At 39.4% G+C, this 14,667-nt stretch carries 19 protein-coding genes; 8 read left to right on the top strand and 11 right to left on the bottom strand.

Annotated elements, in window-relative coordinates; all coding sequences use genetic code 11:
* Positions 1-11: 11 nt before the first annotated feature.
* Both dksA and sfsA read right to left on the bottom strand, forming a co-directional pair.
* The gene (dksA, locus tag I6F41_RS05805) at positions 12-455 is read right to left on the bottom strand and encodes an RNA polymerase-binding protein DksA (protein WP_011327305.1); all 444 of its coding nucleotides are present in this window, start codon (positions 453-455) and stop codon (positions 12-14) included.
* A 315-nt stretch (positions 456-770) separates the two neighbouring features.
* On the bottom strand, positions 771-1,487 hold the full coding sequence (gene sfsA / locus I6F41_RS05800) for a DNA/RNA nuclease SfsA (RefSeq protein WP_182677199.1): 717 nt from the start codon (positions 1,485-1,487) through the stop codon (positions 771-773).
* A gap of 104 nt (positions 1,488-1,591) precedes the next feature.
* On the opposite strand from sfsA, the gene pepB reads away from it, so the two are divergent.
* Together pepB and I6F41_RS05790 are read left to right on the top strand one after the other, a co-directional pair.
* Complete coding sequence (pepB, locus tag I6F41_RS05795; RefSeq protein WP_011327307.1) at positions 1,592-2,887, top strand: aminopeptidase PepB; 1,296 nt, start codon at positions 1,592-1,594, stop codon at positions 2,885-2,887.
* A gap of 186 nt (positions 2,888-3,073) precedes the next feature.
* The gene (locus tag I6F41_RS05790) at positions 3,074-3,640 is read left to right on the top strand and encodes a phosphoribosyltransferase (RefSeq protein ID WP_011327308.1); all 567 of its coding nucleotides are present in this window, start codon (positions 3,074-3,076) and stop codon (positions 3,638-3,640) included.
* 88 nt (positions 3,641-3,728) lie between these two features.
* Here the strand turns inward: I6F41_RS05790 and I6F41_RS05785 are convergent, their stop codons facing one another.
* Positions 3,729-4,385 carry a Crp/Fnr family transcriptional regulator gene (locus I6F41_RS05785; protein WP_011327309.1) on the bottom strand — a complete coding sequence of 219 codons (657 nt, stop codon included), beginning with the start codon at positions 4,383-4,385 and terminating at the stop codon, positions 3,729-3,731.
* Between the two features lie 277 nt (positions 4,386-4,662).
* Here I6F41_RS05785 and I6F41_RS05780 point away from each other — a divergent pair, with 277 nt between their 5' ends.
* On the top strand, positions 4,663-4,899 hold the full coding sequence (locus tag I6F41_RS05780) for a YgjV family protein (RefSeq protein ID WP_011327310.1): 237 nt from the start codon (positions 4,663-4,665) through the stop codon (positions 4,897-4,899).
* Positions 4,900-4,922: 23 nt separating this feature from the next.
* Here I6F41_RS05780 and I6F41_RS05775 read toward each other — a convergent pair whose 3' ends face one another.
* From I6F41_RS05775 to I6F41_RS05750, 6 genes are all read right to left on the bottom strand, one after another.
* Positions 4,923-5,591, bottom strand: coding sequence for a FlgO family outer membrane protein (locus I6F41_RS05775; RefSeq protein WP_182683810.1), 669 nt, complete (start codon positions 5,589-5,591; stop codon positions 4,923-4,925).
* 113 nt (positions 5,592-5,704) lie between these two features.
* Positions 5,705-7,378, bottom strand: a complete 1,674-nt coding sequence (locus I6F41_RS05770; RefSeq protein WP_197107918.1) for an amidohydrolase — start codon at positions 7,376-7,378, stop codon at positions 5,705-5,707.
* A 123-nt stretch (positions 7,379-7,501) separates the two neighbouring features.
* A complete protein-coding gene (locus tag I6F41_RS05765; protein ID WP_011327313.1) occupies positions 7,502-7,738 on the bottom strand; it encodes an EF-hand domain-containing protein in 237 nt (78 codons plus the stop codon).
* A gap of 7 nt (positions 7,739-7,745) precedes the next feature.
* Positions 7,746-7,982, bottom strand: coding sequence for a hypothetical protein (locus tag I6F41_RS05760; protein ID WP_011327314.1), 237 nt, complete (start codon positions 7,980-7,982; stop codon positions 7,746-7,748).
* 155 nt (positions 7,983-8,137) lie between these two features.
* The gene (locus tag I6F41_RS05755) at positions 8,138-8,365 is read right to left on the bottom strand and encodes a hypothetical protein (RefSeq protein WP_011327315.1); all 228 of its coding nucleotides are present in this window, start codon (positions 8,363-8,365) and stop codon (positions 8,138-8,140) included.
* Between the two features lie 27 nt (positions 8,366-8,392).
* On the bottom strand, positions 8,393-8,626 hold the full coding sequence (locus I6F41_RS05750; protein ID WP_011327316.1) for an EF-hand domain-containing protein: 234 nt from the start codon (positions 8,624-8,626) through the stop codon (positions 8,393-8,395).
* Positions 8,627-8,936: 310 nt separating this feature from the next.
* Here I6F41_RS05750 and I6F41_RS05745 point away from each other — a divergent pair, with 310 nt between their 5' ends.
* The 4 genes from I6F41_RS05745 to I6F41_RS05730 are packed head-to-tail and all read left to right on the top strand — an operon-like array spanning position 8,937 to position 12,815.
* On the top strand, positions 8,937-10,394 hold the full coding sequence (locus I6F41_RS05745; protein WP_011327318.1) for a sensor histidine kinase: 1,458 nt from the start codon (positions 8,937-8,939) through the stop codon (positions 10,392-10,394).
* A 1-nt stretch (position 10,395) separates the two neighbouring features.
* Positions 10,396-10,938, top strand: coding sequence for a hypothetical protein (locus tag I6F41_RS05740; protein WP_011327319.1), 543 nt, complete (start codon positions 10,396-10,398; stop codon positions 10,936-10,938).
* 2 nt (positions 10,939-10,940) lie between these two features.
* Positions 10,941-12,290, top strand: a complete 1,350-nt coding sequence (locus tag I6F41_RS05735) for a sigma 54-interacting transcriptional regulator (RefSeq protein ID WP_011327320.1) — start codon at positions 10,941-10,943, stop codon at positions 12,288-12,290.
* 24 nt (positions 12,291-12,314) lie between these two features.
* Positions 12,315-12,815, top strand: coding sequence for a DUF1543 domain-containing protein (locus I6F41_RS05730; protein WP_011327321.1), 501 nt, complete (start codon positions 12,315-12,317; stop codon positions 12,813-12,815).
* A 15-nt stretch (positions 12,816-12,830) separates the two neighbouring features.
* Here the strand turns inward: I6F41_RS05730 and I6F41_RS05725 are convergent, their stop codons facing one another.
* Positions 12,831-13,058, bottom strand: a complete 228-nt coding sequence (locus tag I6F41_RS05725) for a hypothetical protein (RefSeq protein ID WP_011327322.1) — start codon at positions 13,056-13,058, stop codon at positions 12,831-12,833.
* A 142-nt stretch (positions 13,059-13,200) separates the two neighbouring features.
* Here I6F41_RS05725 and I6F41_RS05720 point away from each other — a divergent pair, with 142 nt between their 5' ends.
* A complete protein-coding gene (locus I6F41_RS05720; protein ID WP_197107917.1) occupies positions 13,201-14,451 on the top strand; it encodes a multifunctional CCA addition/repair protein in 1,251 nt (416 codons plus the stop codon).
* Between the two features lie 18 nt (positions 14,452-14,469).
* Here the strand turns inward: I6F41_RS05720 and I6F41_RS05715 are convergent, their stop codons facing one another.
* A complete protein-coding gene (locus tag I6F41_RS05715; RefSeq protein WP_011327324.1) occupies positions 14,470-14,634 on the bottom strand; it encodes a hypothetical protein in 165 nt (54 codons plus the stop codon).
* Between the last annotated feature and the right edge of the window lie 33 nt (positions 14,635-14,667).

Raw genomic sequence — 14,667 nt, 5'->3', positions numbered from 1 at the left:
ATATAAGTTAATTAGCCACGTCCAGATTGCTTTTCTTTAATTTCTGCAAGTGTTTTACAGTCTACGCATAAATCAGCAGTCGGGCGCGCTTCTAAGCGGCGAATACCAATTTCGATACCACAAGACTCACAAAAACCAAAATCATCTTCTTTAATTAAGTTGATTGTTTTTTCAATTTTTTTGATCAGTTTACGTTCGCGGTCACGAGTACGCAGTTCTAAAGAGAACTCTTCTTCTTGCGCAGCACGGTCAACTGGATCAGGAAAGTTAGCAGCTTCATCTTGCATATACGATTTAGTACGATCAACTTCGTTGCGTAAATCGTTACGCCAAGTTTCTAAAATTGTTTTAAAATGAACACGTTGTGCTTCATTCATATACTCTTCACCTGGTTTTTCTTGGTATGGTTCTAAACCGGCTTGAGCCAATAATCCTAATCTATTTTGGTTTGGCATAACTCTCTCCTAAATCCTTAATTTAATGCCTCAGCATTAGCCGGCGGTATAAATAACAGAATCTTATACCCTAGGCAAATTTATTTTTAATTAATCGAATTAGCTGTAACCACGTTTATTGATTTAAAAGTATGATAAGTAATATTTGTACTTTTTTTAATCGCACTATCGGTTTCTAAACTTGCCTATATATGTGGGCTAAAAGTTAAAAAACAAGGTGTTACTTAAAGTTTACTTTATATATTTAGCCCATTACCGCTGCTTTATATTTGTATTTACCAAAACCTAATTACAACACTTTGTATTAAATGATGATTATATAAAAGGGAGCTTCTCTTTTAAGATGATTTCATTGGTAGAAATATCTGCTTTATATGCAAATACCTCAACGCCTTGGTTAATTGCCTCATTTAGTAACTGTGCATATTTATTGTCTATATGAGCAGCAGCGCTTACCTGATTTATTCCCTGATGCAGTACAGCAAAAAGTAATACTGCACGATGACCTTGCTCCACCATCTCTATTAATTCGCGAATATGTTTTTGCCCGCGCAGAGTTGGTGCATCAGGAAAGTAGCCTTGGCCACTGCGGGGGTTATCTTGGCTTAAGAGCGTTACCGATTTAACTTCAACGTAGCAATTAGGACGCTCATCGCTGGTTAGTAAAAAGTCGATACGGCTGTTTTCGTTGCCATATTTAACTTCGCTTTGTAATTGCTCATAATTGTTAAGCTCACTAATAAGATTGGCATTTATAGCTTCAGCAACCACTTTATTTGCTACTGCGGTATTAACGCAAATAAGTTGCGATAAGCTATTTTGGGTGAGCTCTAACGATTGCGGGTACTTGCGTTTGCTATTAGTACTGGTGGAGTAAAAAGCATTAAAACCGGGTTCAGCGCAGCCAGTCATTTTACCTGTATTGGCACAATGGGCGGTAAACTCTGAGCCATCACTGAGCTGTAAATCAGCTAAAAAACGTTTATAGCGTTTTAATAAGGTGGCTGATTGCAGGGCAGGTTGGTACTTCATAATAACTTCCGTAGCGTAATTTATGTTATTTATCTCAAGCTGTTGGGAACTCAAGCGCTCTATAGTAAACTCGGTGGCACATTTAAGTGCAAGGATATTCTAACATGAGTGAAAAATTTGTTGTTCAACTAAGCGAGCAGTCAGCACCAAGCCATTGGGGCGAAAACGCGTCGTTATCTTTTAATGAACACGGGGCAACCGTTCATTTATCTGAGCAAGAAACATTAAAAAATGTTCAAAAAGCAGCGCGTACTATTGCTACTCAAGGCGTAAAAGCTGTTGAACTAACTGGCGATACTTGGTGTACCGAAAGCCAGTGGGCGTTTTATCAAGGGTTTGTAACGCCTAAATCGTTAAATGGCGTTACCTTTGTTGACAACGCACAGTCAGATATTAAAGAGCTAGGTAACTTAAAAACCTCAGCTATTTGGGCTCGCGAAATGGTTAACGGTACTGCCGATGATATTTACCCAGAAAGCCTTGCTGAAAAAGCCGCTGAATTTATTCAATCGTTAGCGCCTGAGCATGTGAGCTACCAAATTATTAAAGGCGATGCATTATTAGAGCAACAGTGGATCGGTATTCATGCTGTTGGCCGTGGTAGTGTTCGCCCGCCAGTTTTACTTGAGCTTGATTACAACCCAACAGGCGACGCAAATGCGCCAGTAAGCGCTGCGCTTGTAGGTAAAGGGATTACGTTTGACTCAGGCGGTTACTCAATTAAGTCAAGCGAAGGTATGCTAGGCATGAAGTGCGATATGGGCGGTGCTGCTACAGTAACGGCTGGTTTGGCGCTGGCTATTAATCGCGGTATTGAAAAACGTATTAAGCTGTTTTTATGCTGTGCAGAAAACTTAATTTCTGGCCATGCTTATAAATTAGGTGACATTTTAACGTATAAAAATGGCACTACAGTTGAAATTGTAAATACTGATGCTGAAGGGCGTTTAGTATTAGCTGATGGCTTAATGGCTGCAGGTGAGAGTGGTGCGCCATTAATTATTGATGCTGCAACACTAACCGGCGCTGCGCTAGTTGCTGTTGGCCAAGAGTACAATGCTTTGTTTGCACTTGATAAAGAGCTAGTACGTGAAGTTGAAGACTTTGCTTCTCAAGAAATGGAAGCAGCGTGGCCATTACCACTTGAAAAGTGGCATCAGCAAAACTGCCCATCGGCTTATGCCGATACAGCTAACAGCCGTGCGCAAAAAGGCGGTGGTTATGGTGGTGCATCAAATGCGGCTGGTTTCTTATCGCGCTTTGTAGCAAATGATGGCAAAGGCTGGGTGCATATTGATCTGGCAGCTGCATTTAATATGAGCAGCACTAACCAATGGGCTGCAGGCGCTACCACACAAGGCATGCGTACTGTTGCTCGCACCTTGTTAGAAAAAGCGTAATATTTGCAGAGTTAGTTTATTAAAAAATTATAATAGGCACCGTTTGGTGCCTATTTTTTTGTGCTGCAAACAAGCATTTTGATTTAAATTACGGTAAAATCCCTCGCCTTAGATGTTTGAACGTTTCATTTACAGCTTTAATCTAAGCTGCGCTCAAATGTTGTACTCACCACTGGGATCCTAACTATGTCAGATAAGTGCTATATCACGGCTCAACAATTACTTGAAGATTCATTTCGCGTAGCAGCGCAAGTGTATAATGATGGCTTTCGTCCAGATTTCATTATTGGTATTTGGCGAGGTGGTGCACCCATAGGTATTGCAGTGCAAGAATTTTACGATTACAAAGGCATTGAAACCGATCACATTGCGGTACGTACATCGTCTTATTATGGCATTGGAAAGCAATCTAAAGAGATAAAAGTACATGGTTTACACTACATTGTAGAAAATGCTAATGCAGGTGACTCATTACTTATTGTTGATGATGTGTTTGACTCTGGCCGCAGTATTTTTGCATTAAAAGAAAAGCTTTCAGAGCTAATGCGTTTAAACTTACCGCGCGATATTCGCATTGCATGCCCTTACTACAAGCCTAAAAACTCTAAAGTAGACATGAAGCCAGATTACTATATTCATGAGTCTGAAGAATGGCTAGTGTTTCCGCATGAGTTATCGGGTTTAACACCGGATGAAATTATTGCTGGCAAATCAGACCTAGCAAAAATACATGACATTTTGCTAGAAAAATAATCAACCTGCATAAATAAAAAAAGGCCATTAAGGCCTTTTTTTATGGATAAAACTTAACGCTTCAACCTATGTAACCTGATGTAATAAATTACAATTGCGCAAAGCTATCTACATATTGGCTTAGGCGCGGTATATCTACTGCTAATAAACCTTGGGTACTTCTTTGTACTAAGCTTTTTTCTACGAGCTCTGTTACAACGCGCCTGTAAGCGCGCTCAGTGGTTGCAAAACGTTCTGCTTCGGCATTTACCGTAGGGTACGCACGCAGCAGTGTAGGGTTGTTGTTCTCGGCTCTTAGTAGGCAGTCTTTAGCTATGTTATAGCTCAGTGGCAGTAATAATTTATCTAGGTTTATTTTTTGATTTTCTTGAAATTTAGCCGCTATAGTTTGTGCTGTGTATAAACTCAGCTCAGGTTTTTCAAGTAATAACGCACGCCAATGCTTTAACTCAATTAAATTATAAGTTACATCGCTAAAACAGGTTACTGTATAAATACAGGGGTTATTATTGAGCGCTTCTATTTCACCAATGAGGGTGTTATTGCAATCGAGTTGACCAAGCAGCAGGCGTCGTCCGTTACCTACATCGTAACTAAACGACACAGTTCCGCTGCGCACAAGTACCAACTTAGTTAAAGGCTGGTCTTGTTGTATTAATATTTCTTTTTTTGATTGCTGATAACTACTACCGGCAAAGGTAAGTAGTTGTTCAACAAGATAACTGGAAAAATGGTATTGAAACATCAATCATACTCTTCGGACAATTGTCCTATTTATTGCACCTTAATGGCGATAGCATCAAAGCTCTAAGAAATTATGTTAAATTAATTAACATATCAGGTGCTGCTAATATAATGGGCTGGCACTGTTGGACTAATTATTTGAGCAGTATAGCTGCTGATAACCAACAGAGTTTTAAGCCATTTATAGGTTAACTTTTATTTAGCTGTTACGTTGCTGTACAGATTCAATGTACTAAAGTTTAATATGCAATGCTAACCTAAAGCCTAGGAGAGAACAATTGAGTTGGGAATATTTAGGTTATATAGCATCTGCTTTACTGGTTGCATCGTTAACAATGACCGACGTGGTAAAGCTGCGTTGGTATAATTTATTTGGGTGTATCGCCTTTACTATTTATGGCTTAGCTATTGGTGCAGTACCCGTTGCCTTTACTAACGGCTTACTCGCGTTTGTAAACGCGTATCATATTATTAAATTATACCGTAATAAACAGCCAGAGCCTAAAAAGGATTAGTCTAAGCTAATCCTTTTTAGTTTTTATAAGATTACGTCAAGCGCTATGCCGTCAACGCGGCGAGTGGGATATAACGACTCAACCACAAAGCTAGGCACAAATCCTTTAGCCGAAGACACCACTACCTTTGACTTAGCGCCAATAATACGTGCGTTTACAATAACACCGCGATTGGTGTAAGTAAGTGTGCCAGTTAAAGTGTATTCAATATGCGGGTAGCCTTTAATTTCTCGACCATTACGACTAAATGAAAAGTCGCCATTTGGGGTTACATGTACAGTACCTGTGTGTTTGTAATCTACAACAGATAATCCAAACTCTTGTAGTTCAGTAATAAAGCTCTCAGCTAAATGGTTACCAAAAATATTAGTTGTTTGTAGGTTATCATCTAAATTTACAAAAGAAGTAATGGCAATAGGGGTATTACTATTTATGTAATTCATATTTTCAATTAGCTTCATGGCTAATTGTTCGGTGTAATTACTAAGTAATTTACTGCTATTTATTGGGCGGTAATTTTTTTCTGGAAACTGCCAGTTACTCACGCGAGGCGAGTCATTTTGAACGTGCCTTTTGTTATGAGAATAGTCATTATGAGGAGCGTGACCATTGTAAACAGGGTGACTAGAACAAGCTGAAAGTGAAAGGGTAAAAAGTGCCGATAAAGTAAGAGATATTTTTTTAGATAACATGTTTTCTTCCTGAAACATAAGGGGATTTTTAAATACCCCATTTTATCGACACACTTTTTGATTACTTTAATTAAATTTTATCATTAATTTATTATTTTCAGTTTGTATTCAGTTTATTGCGCAGTCACAGCCTCTTTTTCGTAACGAAGTTTGCCTGCAATCCATGTTTGTAATACGTTTATTTTATATAGTTCATCAACCGGGGCTTTAAAATAATCTTTATCTATTAAAATAAAGTCGGCCCACTTTCCTTGCTCTAAACTACCCACTTTAAACTCTTGATGCGCTGCATAAGCGCCGCCTAGGGTAAAAGCACGCAGTGCGTCTTCACGGCTTAATACTTCGCTAGCGCGCCAGCCCTGGGTTGGTTGTTGGTTGTGATCCATACGAGTAATTGTTGCATACAAGCCATCAAAAGGATTTGCCAATTCTATTGGGTAGTCAGATCCTGCTGCAATCACTGACCCTTGTTTTAAAAAGGTTTGCCATGCATAAGCACCCGCTAATTGCTTTTCGCTTAAGCGTTGTTCTGCCATGTGCATATCAGAGGTGGCATGCACTGGTTGCATTGAAGGAATAATTTTTAATGTTTTAAAGCGCTTAATATCATCAAGCGTTACTATTTGTGCATGCTCCATACGGTTACGTAGTAAAATTCCGCCGGTTGCTTTAAATACATTTTTATAAGCATCTAATACAACGTGGTTAGCTTTGTCGCCAATTGCATGGGTGTTGGCACTAAAACCGCTTTTAAAACTAAGCGTAAATAGCTCTTCTAGTTTTTGCTGGGTTTCGAGCATTAAGCCATGGTGGTTTTTTCTGTCGGCATAATCCTCAATTAGCGCCGCGCCACGCGAACCTAATGCGCCATCAGCATAAACCTTAACGCTGCGAATAGACATAAAGTCGTTGGCATCTTGGTATCGACCTGCTTTTAACATAGTTTTTAAATCAGGACTCGCGCCACTGAGCATTGCCACAATACGCAGTGGTAAATTGCCTAGTTCACCGCGTTCTTTGTATAATTCCCAAGTGGTTTTATCTATACCCGCATCATGGGTTGAGGTAATCCCTAAACTTAATAAATGATTACCGGCAGCATCTAAAGAGTCACTAAGAGTTTGTTTTGATGGTTTTGGCATAAATTGTTTAATTAACGATTCTGCTTTATCTACAAATATACCAGTAGGATTGCCAAATTCGTCTTTAATAATTTCGCCGCCTTCTGGCGATTGGGTGTTTGCAGTAATGCCCGCAAGCTCTAGGGCTTTGCTATTTACCCAAATAGCGTGGCCATCAATTCTCGATAGTACAATAGGGCGATCGCTCACTATTTTGTCTAAATCGGCAGCGGTAGGAAACTGCTTTTTTTGCCACAGCTCTTGATTCCAGCCACGGCCAATAATCCAACCTTGTTTGTTATTTGCAAATACCTTGAGTTTATTAGTAACTTCATCAATAGAAAGCGCACCGCGTAAATCTAATTGTGACAGGTTATTACCTAAACCAATAATGTGACCGTGTGCGTCAATTAAACCCGGTAGTAGCGTATTGCCATGAGCGTCAATAAGCTTGGCATCAGGAAAGCTATTTTTTAGCGTATCGCCGCCAAGTTTAACTACTTTACCGTTTTTTATAACTAAAGTAGAAAACTGCTGCACTTCACCTTTGTACAAAGGTGTGTAGCCGTTGGCGTTGTAAATAACTTTAGTTTGCGCAACCGCAAGGCTTGAGCCTGCGCAAAGGCAAGCGAGTAGCAAAGGTTTGATTATTTTTTTGAGTGGCATAGTGAGCTTATTTTTATTGTTAATGGCTTTAACATAACAAACTCACTTTTATAATACCAACCACTTGAGGTGGTTGGATTGTTATTTGTGCAGAGTAAGCCAGTTAATTTATTGGTAAATTAATTACTGACTTGCATAAAGTGTAAATTCGCTTAAAGAAAGGTGGCCGTCTTTGTCTTTATCGTAACTTGCAAAACGAGACCATAGGGCAGGGTCACTGGCTGTTTCTGCTCGGCTTAATAAGCCGTTTTGGTTACGATCAAATTTTTCAAATTGCTTGGCAATGTTATTGCTGCTGGCAAAGCTTGGTGTGCTACAAATACTAAGCGCAACGAGCGCTATATAGCTTATATTTTTCATAAATTACTCAGTAGAGGTTATTCGTAAGATAATTTTTAAATTCAACCAATGAAATTTTATTATCTTGGTTTTTATCCCATTTGCTAAAGTTGTTTAGTAAGTGCGGTTGAGCCTCAAGCTCATGGTGAATTAAATAGCCGCTTTGATCTGTATCAAGGTGATCAAAACGTTGCTTTACATCAAGTGCTAATGAATTAAAGCTTAGTAATAATAAGCAACTAACTAAACAAGCGCGTATCTTCATGGTGCTCCTTCGCAAAGCTCATTTTAATGTCATTCGTAATAAAATAAAGTACTTGCCATAATTTAACGCCCAACATTAAATCCATTTACACACTCCCTCAGGGGTTATAGCAAATACTTTTAATTAATTTTACAAGACCAAACTTGAATTTAAACTTAAGGCTTAAACGCCTCAAACTCTTTTTTAGAGATCATTTCATCGTTATTTTCATCTAAATCAGAAAACTGTTTCATTACTTCTTTATCTTTTTTGGCTTCGGTAATAGATATTTTTCCATCCATATTTTTATCTAAAAAAGCAAAACGAGCATTAAACGATGAAGCCAGGGCAGTAGCACTAATAACTAAAAACAGTAACGAAAATGCGGCTATAAGCTGTTTCATAAAAAACTCCTTTTGTTACTAGGTTAGTTACTTAATAAACTGTTTAAACTCATCTAGCGACAGCTGACCATTTTGATCAGTATCTATTTGTGAAAAGTTTTCATGAAGTACGGCGTCCTCACCAGCTTCAGCTTCGCTGAGAGTACCGTTACTGTCTTTATCAAGTTCATTAAAAGTAGCTTGTACATCCATTGCCAGCGCGTTAGCGCTCAAAAAGCCTAGCGCAACGATTGGCATAATAATTAAAAAGCGATTACTCATGGTCATTTCCTTATAAGATAAACTTAGATTAACTATTACAAAAACGATGCCAATTATTTTTATCCTTTAAATTCAGTTGCTTATGGTTTTTGGTGTTATAGGTTAAGCAAGTTTTACAGGTATCTGTGTGTTTTTTGCAACGAAATTTGGCTTATAAATAAAGAAGCAATACAAATCAAAGAGTTGAGTTGTTGCTGTTTGGCAACAGGCAGCTTTACAGTACGAATAACAGATATATAAATTGATTCAGCTAGTGTATAACTTAAACGCTTAATAATAGGCTGTTTAAAGTTACTAAAGGATGGATGCAATGCCAGCAGCGATGGCTGAAAAATACAAAGCAATACTTAATTGGCGCCCTAATTTAATTAGCCAGTTTGTAATGAGCATGTTGCTGTCGTTATTACCCTTATCGTTAGTGGTTATTGTATTTTTAAATGCGCTTAATAAGCAGTTAGCTGTAACTCAGCAAATTGTTAGTAATAACTACCAAGTAACTAAATCGTTTAATATTTTAAAACAAGAACTCAATAGTTTAGAGCGCGCTACTCGGCAAAATTGGGTACTAAAAAGTGAGTCACTCGATACGCTCATAGTTGATAAGTGGCAAGCATCGCTACAAAGTATTGAAGATCTTACACGTGTAGCGCCCAGTAAAAGTCACACCGCACAATGGCAGCGTTTAACGAATACTCTGCAACTAGCACACACTCAACTTGTTGAACAAAAACAACAGCAGGTAGCCTTATTTTTACCTATTAGCGATTTACTCGCCGAACTTACCTTATGGTTACGCGATAAAAGCGAAACCCAAATTACTAATAATCAAAAAGAAATAGCGCAGTTACAAACTTCATTTATTAACTGGCTGGTGGCGCTAATTCCGCTAACACTCTTAGTAGGAGGCGGTTTTTTGTGGCGTATAAGTGGCCGCTTAAAAAGCCTGACTAAAATTATTGGTAAATTAGGGCAAGGTGACTGGCAACAAAAAATAGCCGTGCAAGGCTCAGCAGAGCTAGTTGAATTAGGTAATAAATTACAATGGGTGCAAGCTCAGTTACATATACTTGAGCAGCAAAAAGACACCTTTTTACGCCACGTTACCCACGAACTTAAAACACCTCTAGCCTCAATGGTCGAGGGCACCGACTTGCTCAGCGATGAAATAGTTGGCCCTATAACTAAAGAGCAACGCGCAGTACTTGAGCTTATTAGCCAGTCTATGGTGCGCCTTCGTACTATGATTGACAGCCTACTTAGTTATAACGCGATTCGTACTAGTAAAGACAGCGTAAGTGAGGTTGAGTTTAATCATTTAATTAATAAAATTAATAGTCATTTTGAGCACCGCCTAACAGCCCGAGAGCAAACCCTTATTTGGCATAACAACTTACCTAATAAGGCGCTTGCGTTACCTGGGGAGTTAATTGAAATGATTTTAGTGCAATTAATTTCTAATGGCTTAAAGTTTTCACAACACGGGCAGGCAGTATCTATAGCGTTAACCTTTGAGCACAGTAAGCTAAAAATGGCGATAAGCGACGAGGGATGCGGAATTAAAGAGCACGAAAAAGCACATGTTTTTAGCGCATTTTATCAAGGTAAGCATAGCAAAAATGTTACGCTACAAGGCAGTGGCTTAGGCTTAACTATTGTTAAAGAGTCAGTAGAGCAATTAAACGGACAATTATTAATAGAGCAAAATGAACCCCAAGGTTGTCGATTTTTAATTACGCTTCCCATAATAACAAATCAAGGAGTTAACTAGCATGACCTCGCGTTTAATGGCTATTTTATGTGTGTGTGGCAGTGCCATCATTTTATCGGGGTGCAAAACTAATAACCCCCAACAGCAAGTGGTTGATAGCCCAGTGGCGCAAACTCAAACTAAAGTAACGAGCGATAAAAACAGCCAGCCAAGCCCAAAGCCTCGGCCTAAAAGCGATCCTATGTATCCCCCTGCGGAGCAAGTAATAGCCTGGCATGCTAATAAATGTGGTGGTTTTAAGTTAACCCCAGATAACAAAGATTTTGTTGGCGAAAAAGAACTAAAAAACTTTTTTCAATTTATGTGTTTAAACACTAGTAGCGATCCTAATACGGTAATGAGTAAGTTACTTAAACTTGACCAAGCTTACTATTGGCCAGACGATATAAAACAGTATTTATGGCTACAAAAACAACAAGTAACACTACAAATAAATGCTAAAAAAGAGCAGCAAGCACTTAATAATAAAATGCAACAAACGCTCTCGTCATTAGCAACCATAGAGCAGCAACTGTTATTACGCGAAGAAACTAAGGAGCAGTAGTTATGCCAGCAATAAAACCGCAAGGTGCAAAAGTATTATTAGTGGATGACGATGCCAGCTTATTAAAATTGCTCGCTATTCGTATCGAATCAAAAGGCTACGAGGTTACCACCTGCGAGAGCGGCCTAATTGCGTTACAAATATTAAAAAGCCAAGTGTTCGATGCCGTAGTAACCGACCTGCGCATGGACGAAATGGATGGCATGGCACTGCACCGCCAATTGCAAAGCCGCTATCCGGCATTGCCCGTTATTATGATGACAGCGCATGGCTCTATTCCTGATGCGGTAGAGGCTACCAAACAAGGCATTTTTGCATTTATTACCAAACCAATAGATAAAGACGAGTTATTCGACAGCTTAGCAAAAGCGATAGAAATACACGGCGTAAATGCCGATGAAATAATACCCACTAGCAATATAGTTACTCGTAGCGGCGCTATGCTACATTTGCTAGAGCAAGTTAAACTGCTAGGGCCAACGCAAGTTAACGTATTAATATCGGGAGCCAGTGGTACGGGTAAAGAGTTATTAGCTCAAGCTATTCATCAGCATAGCCATGTAAGTAAAGGCCCATTTGTAGCGATAAACTGCGGCGCAGTACCGGGTGAACTGCTAGAGTCAGAATTATTTGGTCATAAAAAAGGCTCGTTTACTGGGGCAATAAAAGATCACCAAGGACTGTTTCAACAAGCTGAGGGAGGCACCTTATTTTTAGATGAAATAGGTGATATGCCGCTTAATTTACAAGTTAAGTTACTGCGCGTATTGCAAGAAAAAACCATACGTCCAGTCGGTTTTCAAGAAGAAATAGCCATAGATGTTCGCATTGTATCGGCAACTCATAAAAACCTCCCCGAAGCGATTATAAATCAGCAGTTTAGGGAGGATTTATACTACCGCTTAAACGTGGTTAATTTAAAACTCCCTCCTTTGTGCGAGCGTCGCGAAGATATAAGTCTACTTGCACAATACTTTAGCGCCAGTATTGCAAAGCGAATGAAGCAAAGCGAAAAACACTTTGCCAACGACGCCATGCACGCACTCGTGCGTTACGACTGGCCAGGTAATATTCGCCAACTTCAAAACGTGGTAGAGCAAGTTGTAGCACTTACCCCAAGCGAAGTTATTTCAGAGCATTTAGTGCTAAGTGCATTAAATAGCAACGAAAAAAATGTAGAGCCATTGTCGCTAAACGACGCTAAAAAAGAATTTGAACGCGACTACGTAATAAACACCCTTAAAATGGCTGGTGGAAATGTCGCCGAAGGCGCAAAACTAGCTAAACGTAACCGTTCAGATTTTTATAAACTGATTAAAAAGCACAATATAGATGTTGATAATTTAGCTTAAATAACCAATTTATAGGAACTAAACATGCAGTTATTTATGGTGTATTTAGGTGGGCGAATTCAGGGCTGTCATATAGAAATGCACGACATTCGTTTTGTAGTTGGGCAAAACATTGAGCAAACCTATACTAAATTAAAAAGCCAATGGGTGGGCGACAAAAACAGCGTGCATATGGATAGCTATATGGCAATTAACCACATAGATGGTTATAAAGTTACAGTAAGCGACACGCCCGTTGAGCAAACTAAACAGCTTTACTTTGTAAACTTAGGCGCCTACAGAAGCGATTTAATGGCTGAGCAACACGACTTTGCACTGTATGTAGCAAGCAGTAGTCAAGAGGCCAAACAGCGCGCTAAAAACGATTTACTCGCTGGCTTTAGCCATATTCATAAAGATGATTTACACGACGTAGACGATTGCTTTGCAATAGATTTACTCGACAGCCAGCTTAGTATAAAACTGACCCCAAGTGGGCAAGCACAAAAAATTAAACCTGATTGGTTTGGTTATCATGTACTTTAAACACATAACGCAGGATTAAGAATCCTGCTCGTTTTGTTCTTCTTTTTCGCTTTTAGCCGCCATTTTAAAGGCTACAACCACTAAGCCAAACATTGCAAATGGCAGCGCTGCTAACATGTATTCAATCATGTTACTGTCTTGATAATCCGCTTGCATAAAAAAGTGCCCCACCACACACATTAAAATAACCACCAGTAATATAGGCAGTAGCATGAGTTCTTTTTTTGCAGAGTGCTTTTTCATTGTTGTTATGACTTTAGCTAAAAATAAAGCGCTATTGTAATGAGCAAGTTAGCGGTAGGTCAAACTACTCAGACTTTTAATATGGTTTTGGGTATAATTAGTACCATTAATTGCGGTTTTGGTATTTGTTTTTGGAGGTTACGTGGATAAAGCATTGGAGCAGGTTTACCTAGTTGGTGGTGCAGTGCGTGATTTACTGCTAAAAAGAGCATCAAATGACAACGATTATGTTGTTATTGGCGAAACGCCACAGGCAATGGAAGCGCTAGGCTTTGTGCCGATAGGTAGCGACTTTCCGGTTTACTTACACCCAAAAACCAAAGAAGAATATGCACTTGGGCGCACTGAGCGTAAAAGTGGTAAAGGCTATACCGGTTTTGTGGTTGATGCCAGCCCAGATGTGACTCTAGAGGAAGACTTAGCCAGACGTGATTTAACTATAAACTCTATGGCGCTCGATGCTAACGATAATATAATTGACCCATTTAACGGCCAACAAGACCTTAAAGATAAAATACTGCGCCATACAACAGATGCATTTGTAGAAGACCCAGTGCGGGTGTTGCGTATAGCTCGCTTTTTAGCCCGTTTTGGCAGCGAGTGGCGTATACATCCGAGCACTTATGCACTAATGCAACAGCTTAAGCAGCAAGGCGAGCTTAATCATTTAGTGCCAGAGCGAGTATGGTTAGAGACCGAAAAAGCCCTGGGTGAAAAGCATCCCGAACTTTATTTTCAAGCGTTGCAAGGCTTAGGGATTTTTCCCGAGCTTGAGAAAATGGTTAATGTGCCGCAACCTAAACAACATCACCCCGAGGGTGATGTGTTTGTGCATACCATGTTAGTACTTAGGCGTGCAGCCGATTTGAATTTTGATTTAGCAACGCGTTTTGCTGCATTAACTCACGACTTTGGTAAAGCGATCAGTTTTAAAAAACGCGGTAATTTACGTGGCCATGAACGAGATGGGGTTGCTGTAGTTGAACAGTTTTGTGAACGTTTAAAAATACCTAATTGCTTTCGCGATATTGGCGTACTTACTAGCGATAATCACACTCTTTGTCATACATTAGAGCAATTAAGGCCCGAAACGGTTCATAAGTTAATTGTGACTAATTTAAACGCCTTGGTTCATCCACAACGTTTTATTGCTTTTACTCAAGCATGCCAATGCGATGCACAAGGGCGCGGCGAAACACTCGTAGATAAACCTTACCCGCAAGCAGCTAAGCTGCGTGCTATTCATGCAGAACTATTAAAGCTAGATAAAAAACAAGTGGTACAAGCTGCACTTAACAGCGGCAAAAAAGGCCCAGAAATAGGCGAGGAAGTTAAACAAGCGGAAATAAACTGTGTAAAAGCGTTTTTAACACGAGAAAAACAGGCACAGTGAGTAGGGCATTAAAAGTAATTAAATTAAGTAACTTGATGTGCTGTTATCTTTATTGCACTGGCGCTGCGTTACTTTTTTATAGTTGCGGTTTTGGCTCTGCTCGCTTACAGGTTTAGTGCTTGTTGTTGGCCTATATAATTCAAATATAAAATCTAACTCTTCTTGCTCTAATAATGGGTGCATGATTAAACCTTAGCTTAGGGTGATTAGCGCTAG

It is taken from the genome of Pseudoalteromonas sp. SCQQ13 (assembly GCF_015864415.1).
GTDB lineage: Bacteria > Pseudomonadota > Gammaproteobacteria > Enterobacterales > Alteromonadaceae > Pseudoalteromonas > Pseudoalteromonas nigrifaciens.
This window is presented reverse-complemented; position numbering and strand designations above follow the sequence as displayed.

Coding starts and splice junctions, on each gene's coding strand:
- I6F41_RS05785 (WP_011327309.1), bottom strand. CDS start 4,385: ATGTTTCAATACCATTTTTCCAGTTATCTTGTTGAACAACTACTTACC.
- I6F41_RS05750 (WP_011327316.1), bottom strand. CDS start 8,626: ATGAGTAATCGCTTTTTAATTATTATGCCAATCGTTGCGCTAGGCTTT.
- sfsA (WP_182677199.1), bottom strand. CDS start 1,487: ATGAAGTACCAACCTGCCCTGCAATCAGCCACCTTATTAAAACGCTAT.
- I6F41_RS05760 (WP_011327314.1), bottom strand. CDS start 7,982: ATGAAGATACGCGCTTGTTTAGTTAGTTGCTTATTATTACTAAGCTTT.
- I6F41_RS05775 (WP_182683810.1), bottom strand. CDS start 5,591: ATGTTATCTAAAAAAATATCTCTTACTTTATCGGCACTTTTTACCCTT.
- I6F41_RS05715 (WP_011327324.1), bottom strand. CDS start 14,634: ATGCACCCATTATTAGAGCAAGAAGAGTTAGATTTTATATTTGAATTA.
- I6F41_RS05765 (WP_011327313.1), bottom strand. CDS start 7,738: ATGAAAAATATAAGCTATATAGCGCTCGTTGCGCTTAGTATTTGTAGC.
- dksA (WP_011327305.1), bottom strand. CDS start 455: ATGCCAAACCAAAATAGATTAGGATTATTGGCTCAAGCCGGTTTAGAA.
- I6F41_RS05735 (WP_011327320.1), top strand. CDS start 10,941: ATGCCAGCAATAAAACCGCAAGGTGCAAAAGTATTATTAGTGGATGAC.
- I6F41_RS05740 (WP_011327319.1), top strand. CDS start 10,396: ATGACCTCGCGTTTAATGGCTATTTTATGTGTGTGTGGCAGTGCCATC.
- I6F41_RS05745 (WP_011327318.1), top strand. CDS start 8,937: ATGCCAGCAGCGATGGCTGAAAAATACAAAGCAATACTTAATTGGCGC.
- I6F41_RS05755 (WP_011327315.1), bottom strand. CDS start 8,365: ATGAAACAGCTTATAGCCGCATTTTCGTTACTGTTTTTAGTTATTAGT.
- I6F41_RS05790 (WP_011327308.1), top strand. CDS start 3,074: ATGTCAGATAAGTGCTATATCACGGCTCAACAATTACTTGAAGATTCA.
- I6F41_RS05730 (WP_011327321.1), top strand. CDS start 12,315: ATGCAGTTATTTATGGTGTATTTAGGTGGGCGAATTCAGGGCTGTCAT.
- pepB (WP_011327307.1), top strand. CDS start 1,592: ATGAGTGAAAAATTTGTTGTTCAACTAAGCGAGCAGTCAGCACCAAGC.
- I6F41_RS05770 (WP_197107918.1), bottom strand. CDS start 7,378: ATGCCACTCAAAAAAATAATCAAACCTTTGCTACTCGCTTGCCTTTGC.
- I6F41_RS05725 (WP_011327322.1), bottom strand. CDS start 13,058: ATGAAAAAGCACTCTGCAAAAAAAGAACTCATGCTACTGCCTATATTA.